The following is a 5273-nucleotide window of genomic DNA, read 5'->3' as shown; positions in this document are numbered from 1 at the left end:
ACGAAGAGATAGTAAAATACGTTACTAGTATTAACTGTGCTTGTGGTTATCACGCAGGCGATCCACTTATCATGGATGCTACTTGTAAGGCAGCGGCTGATAATGGCGTAGAAATTGGCGCTCACCCAGGTTATCCAGACTTAATGGGATTTGGTAGAAGAAAAATGGCTGTAAAACCTGAAGAAGCTAGAGCTTATATGCTTTATCAAGTTGGAGCTCTTTCAGCTTTTGCTAAGGCTCACGGCAAAAAACTTCAACACATGAAGCTTCATGGAGCATTCTACAACACAGCTTGTAACGATGAAATGCAAGTTTAGACGCAGTTGAAGAATTTGACAAAGACCTAATCCTAATGGTTCTTAGTGGCTCATACATAGCTAAAGAAGGTAAGAGAAGAGGACTTAGAGTTGCACAAGAAGTTTTCGCTGATAGGGGATACAACGAAGACGGAACTTTAGTTAACAGATCTCTACCCAGGAGCTTTTGTTAAGGATCCAAAGGAAGCAATACCAAGAGTTGTAAAGATGATCAAAGAAAATAAAGTTGTAACTGCAAATGGTAAAGAAATCGATATAGTAGCAGATTCAATTTGTGTTCATGGCGACAATCCAGAAGCTCTTGAATTCGTAAAAAATATTCGTGAAGGACTTAAGGCTGAAGGTATAGAAATAAAACCTTTAATTAGTTTCTTATAATAAGGAGGATAAAATGAGTAAAAACAAAGGTAATTGGTCTGTTCTTTTAGGGGCAGCCTTCCTTGGCAACATCTGCCGTAGGACCAGGATTTATGACGCAAACTGCAACATTCACTACAAATATTGGAGCAGACTTTGCAGCAGTAATTTTAATTTCGATTATTTTTCTTATATTGCACAACTTAACGTGTGGAGAGTAATAGCAGTTTCTAAGATGAGAGGACAAGACATTGCCAACAATGTATTACCTGGACTTGGATACTTTATAGCTTTTCTAGTTGCACTAGGTGGCTTGGCATTTAACATAGGTAATGTTGGTGGAGCTGGACTTGGACTTAATGTTATCTTTGGAATAGATGTAAAAATTGGTGCAGCTATTGGTGGCGTAATTGGTATTATTTTATTCTCATCAAAATCAGCATCTTCAATTATGGATAGGGTAACTCAAGTATTAGGTGCCCTTATGATTATCCTAATTGCTTTTGTAGCAATTAAGACACAACCACCTGTTGGTGAAGCTCTTAAAGCATCGGTAAACCCAGTTGGTGGATTTAACAGCATTGTTTCTCCAACACTTACACTTATTGGTGGTACTGTTGGTGGTTACATTATATTCTCAGGTGGACACAGACTTATTGATGCTGGTATCACTGGAGAAGAAAATCTTGACCAAGTAAATAAATCTGCATCACTAGGTATTGGTGTAGCTTTTGTAGTAAGGGTTTTATTATTCCTTGCAATCTTAGGTGTTACTAAGATGGCTAATGCACAAATTGATCCTGACAACATTGCAGCTTCTTCTTTCTTAGCAGCTTCAGGTGTTGTTGGTTATAAGATATTTGGTTTTGTATTTGCAGCAGCAGCCTTTACTTCTGTAGTAGGTGCAGCATATACTTCAGTATCTTTCCTAAAAACTTTATTTAAATTCGTAGCTGATCACGAAAACATGGTTACAATTGCCTTTATCGTAATCTCTACAATTATGTTTATCTTTATTGGACAACCACAAACTCTACTTGTAGTAGTTGGTACACTTAACGGACTAATCCTTCCAGTTACACTTGCAGTAATCCTACTTGCATCTAAGAAAAAGTCAATTGTTGGTGACTATGTTCACTCTAATGTGCTTTTCATCTTAGGTTGGATTGTAGTAGCAGTAACTGCTTTTATGGGTATTCAAACTATAATAGCAAACGTTGGAAAACTATTTGGTTAATTAAAGATAATTTCACATAAGTATAGGAGTAAAAAATGTATGATAAAATAAAATTTCTAACTGCTGGCGACTCTGCCATAGTAATGGAATTTGGCGACACTATTGAAAAAGAAATAAACGCCAGAATTGCCGCAGTTGTAGAAAGTTTTATTTTATCATACATTTTTTACTCCTATACTTATGTGAAATTATCTTTAATTAACCAAATAGTTTTCCAACGTTTGCTATTATAGTTTGAATACCCATAAAAGCAGTTACTGCTACTACAATCCAACCTAAGATGAAAAGCACATTAGAGTGAACATAGTCACCAACAATTGACTTTTTCTTAGATGCAAGTAGGATTACTGCAAGTGTAACTGGAAGGATTAGTCCGTTAAGTGTACCAACTACTACAAGTAGAGTTTGTGGTTGTCCAATAAAGATAAACATAATTGTAGAGATTACGATAAAGGCAATTGTAACCATGTTTTCGTGATCAGCTACGAATTTAAATAAAGTTTTTAGGAAAGATACTGAAGTATATGCTGCACCTACTACAGAAGTAAAGGCTGCTGCTGCAAATACAAAACCAAATATCTTATAACCAACAACACCTGAAGCTGCTAAGAAAGAAGAAGCTGCAATGTTGTCAGGATCAATTTGTGCATTAGCCATCTTAGTAACACCTAAGATTGCAAGGAATAATAAAACCCTTACTACAAAAGCTACACCAATACCTAGTGATGCAGATTTATTTACTTGGTCAAGATTTTCTTCTCCAGTGATACCAGCATCAATAAGTCTGTGTCCACCTGAGAATATAATGTAACCACCAACAGTACCACCAATAAGTGTAAGTGTTGGAGAAACAATGCTGTTAAATCCACCAACTGGGTTTACCGATGCTTTAAGAGCTTCACCAACAGGTGGTTGTGTCTTAATTGCTACAAAAGCAATTAGGATAATCATAAGGGCACCTAATACTTGAGTTACCCTATCCATAATTGAAGATGCTGATTTTGATGAGAATAAAATAATACCAATTACGCCACCAATAGCTGCACCAATTTTTACATCTATTCCAAAGATAACATTAAGTCCAAGTCCAGCTCCACCAACATTACCTATGTTAAATGCCAAGCCACCTAGTGCAACTAGAAAAGCTATAAAGTATCCAAGTCCAGGTAATACATTGTTGGCAATGTCTTGTCCTCTCATCTTAGAAACTGCTATTACTCTCCACACGTTAAGTTGTGCAATATAAGAAAATATAATCGAAATTAAAATTACTGCTGCAAAGTCTGCTCCAAATTTGTAGTGAATGTTGCAGTTTGCGTCATAAATCCTGGTCCTACGGCAGATGTTGCCATTAGGAAGGCTGCCCCTAAAAGAACAGACCAATTACCTTTGTTTTTACTCATTTTATCCTCCTTATTATAAGAAACTAATTAAAGGTTTTATTTCTATACCTTCAGCCTTAAGTCCTTCACGAATATTTTTTACGAATTCAAGAGCTTCTGGATTGTCGCCATGAACACAAATTGAATCTGCTACTATATCGATTCTTTACCATTTGCAGTTACAACTTTATTTTCTTGATCATCTTTACAACTCTTGGTATTGCTTCCTTTGGATCCTTAACAAAAGCTCCTGGTAGAGATCTGTTAACTAAAGTTCCGTCTTCGTTGTATCCCTATCAGCGAAAACTTCTTGTGCAACTCTAAGTCCTCTTCTCTTACCTTCTTTAGCTATGTATGAGCCACTAAGAACCATTAGGATTAGGTCTTTGTCAAATTCTTCAACTGCGTCTAAAACTGCATTTGCAAGAGCTTCATCGTTACAAGCTGTGTTGTAGAATGCTCCATGAAGCTTCATGTGTTGAAGTTTTTTGCCGTGAGCCTTAGCAAAAGCTGAAAGAGCTCCAACTTGATAAAGCATATAAGCTCTAGCTTCTTCAGGTTTTACAGCCATTTTTCTTCTACCAAATCCCATTAAGTCTGGATAACCTGGGTGAGCGCCAATTTCTACGCCATTATCAGCCGCTGCCTTACAAGTAGCATCCATGATAAGTGGATCGCCTGCGTGATAACCACAAGCACAGTTAATACTAGTAACGTATTTTACTATCTCTTCGTCCATTCCCATTTTGTAGGCACCGAAGGATTCTCCAATGTCACTATTTAAATCTACAAAGTATTGCATCTATTTCCTCCTTTTGTCAAATAAATCATTGCAATAACGTATTTAAATTATAATCTAATTTCATTAATATGCAAACATTGTCTTTTGAAAAAAACTTAATATATTAAAAAATATTGTAAACAAAAAAGGGGCCCAAGCCCCTTATTATATGAGTTTATCAAGTTTTTCAATAATATGTTTTTTGTATTCTATAAATTTTTTATCCTCGAAAAAGTTTTCATGAAAATCTTCTCTGATTTGTATTTCTTCAATTATTGTTCCAGGATTTTTCCCCATAATATAAATTCTATCAGAAAGTTTTACTGCTTCTTCTATGTCGTGAGTTATAAAAATTGTAGAAATTCCAATTTCATTAATAATATTTTTTACCACTTGTGAATAGAAGCCTTAGTTATTGCATCAAGGGCAGAAAAGGGTTCATCAAGAAGGGCCACTTCATTGGAAAAGACATAGGTCCTTAGAAGGGCTGCACGTTGTGCCATTCCACCAGAAAGTTTGATGGAAATTTTTCTTGCCAGCCTCCTAGGCCAAAGTCTTTAAAGAGTCCATAAACTTCTTCTCTTGCTTCTTTCTTCTTTTTGCCACGAAGAATTAAAGGAAGTGAAACATTGTCTATAATCGTCATATAGGGTAGGAGCATGTCCTTTTGAAGCATGTAAGATATATTACCTGCCTTGCCTGTGACATCTTCTCCCTTTAGATAGACCTTGCCCCTATCTGGTTCCAAGAGTCCAGCAATAATATTGAAGAGGGTTGTCTTTCCGCTGCCTGATACTCCCACAAGAGAAACTAATTCTCCCTTATTTAATTTTATGTCGATGTCCTTTAAGACCAAGTTGTCGTTAAAGGACTTGTCAACATTTTCTACTCTTAAAATTTCTAATTTTTCACTCATTTTAATTTTTCTGGATTTACAAAATCGTCAGTGAATCCAAAATCCTTTGGAATTCCTTGTCGATTAGTTTGTTTTTCCCATAGCCATTGGTAGAAATTGTTCCATCTATCTGGATCAATTTGTCCAAAGTACTTAGCGTCGTCTTGGTACTTGTCAGCAAGATATTCCATTCCCTTTTCCACAAAGTCCTTGTCAAGTTCTGGATTTATCTTAACTAAAATTTCTGCGCTTCCTTAGGATTTTCTGCTGCATATTCATAACCCTTTACAAAGGCACGCATAAA

The 5273-nt window shown here is 36.0% G+C and carries 5 protein-coding genes and 3 pseudogenes; 3 read left to right on the top strand and 5 right to left on the bottom strand.

Annotated features, from left to right (window positions below):
• The first annotated feature begins 8 nt into the window (after positions 1-8).
• The 3 genes and pseudogenes from DRZ96_RS12355 to DRZ96_RS10295 all read left to right on the top strand — a co-directional run bounded on the left by DRZ96_RS12355 (position 9) and on the right by DRZ96_RS10295 (position 1911).
• Positions 9-490: pseudogene (locus DRZ96_RS12355) on the top strand (5-oxoprolinase subunit PxpA).
• A 34-nt stretch (positions 491-524) separates the two neighbouring features.
• The gene (locus DRZ96_RS11855; protein ID WP_256584886.1) at positions 525-695 is read left to right on the top strand and encodes a LamB/YcsF family protein; all 171 of its coding nucleotides are present in this window, start codon (positions 525-527) and stop codon (positions 693-695) included.
• A gap of 13 nt (positions 696-708) precedes the next feature.
• Positions 709-1911 carry an NRAMP family divalent metal transporter gene (locus tag DRZ96_RS10295; RefSeq protein ID WP_305887688.1) on the top strand — a complete coding sequence of 401 codons (1203 nt, stop codon included), beginning with the start codon at positions 709-711 and terminating at the stop codon, positions 1909-1911.
• 198 nt (positions 1912-2109) lie between these two features.
• Here the strand turns inward: DRZ96_RS10295 and DRZ96_RS10285 are convergent, their stop codons facing one another.
• The 5 genes and pseudogenes from DRZ96_RS10285 to DRZ96_RS11835 all read right to left on the bottom strand — a co-directional run bounded on the left by DRZ96_RS10285 (position 2110) and on the right by DRZ96_RS11835 (position 5172).
• Positions 2110-3294, bottom strand: a complete 1185-nt coding sequence (locus DRZ96_RS10285) for an NRAMP family divalent metal transporter (RefSeq protein ID WP_305887687.1) — start codon at positions 3292-3294, stop codon at positions 2110-2112.
• Positions 3295-3327: 33 nt separating this feature from the next.
• Positions 3328-4095, bottom strand: a pseudogene (locus tag DRZ96_RS10280) (LamB/YcsF family protein).
• Positions 4096-4239: 144 nt separating this feature from the next.
• A complete protein-coding gene (locus DRZ96_RS11845) occupies positions 4240-4467 on the bottom strand; it encodes a hypothetical protein (RefSeq protein WP_256584885.1) in 228 nt (75 codons plus the stop codon).
• Positions 4461-4990: pseudogene (locus DRZ96_RS11840) on the bottom strand (ABC transporter ATP-binding protein). The gene DRZ96_RS11845 and the pseudogene DRZ96_RS11840 overlap by 7 nt, the downstream one beginning before the upstream one ends.
• Positions 4987-5172 carry a hypothetical protein gene (locus DRZ96_RS11835; RefSeq protein WP_256584883.1) on the bottom strand — a complete coding sequence of 62 codons (186 nt, stop codon included), beginning with the start codon at positions 5170-5172 and terminating at the stop codon, positions 4987-4989. Before DRZ96_RS11835 ends, DRZ96_RS11840 begins: the two are co-directional and overlap by 4 nt.
• Positions 5173-5273 lie beyond the last annotated feature (101 nt).

The sequence above is a fragment of the Peptoniphilus harei genome (assembly GCF_900454685.1).
GTDB lineage: Bacteria > Bacillota > Clostridia > Tissierellales > Peptoniphilaceae > Peptoniphilus_A > Peptoniphilus_A harei.
This window is presented reverse-complemented; position numbering and strand designations above follow the sequence as displayed.

Bases quoted from the DNA above. Each gene is read 5' to 3' on its own strand.
- DRZ96_RS11855 (WP_256584886.1), top strand. From the start codon at position 525: ATGATCAAAGAAAATAAAGTTGTAACTGCAAATGGTAAAGAAATCGAT.
- DRZ96_RS10295 (WP_305887688.1), top strand. From the start codon at position 709: ATGAGTAAAAACAAAGGTAATTGGTCTGTTCTTTTAGGGGCAGCCTTC.